Raw genomic sequence first — 538 nt, 5'->3', positions numbered from 1 at the left:
GTGCACATCGCCTTGTTCGAACCGGCCTCGGTGCTGGCCCAGGGCATCGCCTATGCCACGCCGTGGCCGGAGCATCTGCTCAACGTGCCGGCCGGCAAGATGAGTGGGCTGCCCGAGGCGTCCGAGGATTTCCTCGATTACCTGCAGCAGGTCGATGCGTTCCCCGCGGTGTCGCGTGAGGCGCTTGCGGCCGAGTATGTGCCGCGACGCTTCTACGCGACGTACCTGCAGGCCCGGCTGGAACAGGCACAGGCGGCCAGCCCGGCACGCCTGAGCGTGGTGCACGAGGCGGTGATCGGTCTGCAGCCGGCGTCGACCCCCCGGCATCTTTCGCTGGCCAATGGCGAGCAGTGGCAGGCACGCCAGGTGGTGCTGGCCTGCGGCAACAGCATGCGCCCGTTGCCGGTGCCCGGCGCCGAGGCGCTGCCGCCGGGCAAGGTCGTGGATGCCTGGGATTACGACGGCGTGCGCCTGCTGGCCGGCGATGGCGACCTGGCCATCATCGGCTCGGGCCTGAGCATGGCCGACAGCGTGGTGG

At 70.3% G+C, this 538-nt stretch carries 1 protein-coding gene; it reads left to right on the top strand.

From position 1 onward, the window contains the following. Nucleotides 1-12: 12 nt before the first annotated feature. The coding region (locus ACXJKJ_RS31890; RefSeq protein WP_457395733.1) for an FAD/NAD(P)-binding protein at nucleotides 13-538 on the top strand (526 nt) is incomplete at its 3' end.

The organism is Roseateles sp. P5_E1 (genome assembly GCF_054049335.1).
This window is presented reverse-complemented; position numbering and strand designations above follow the sequence as displayed.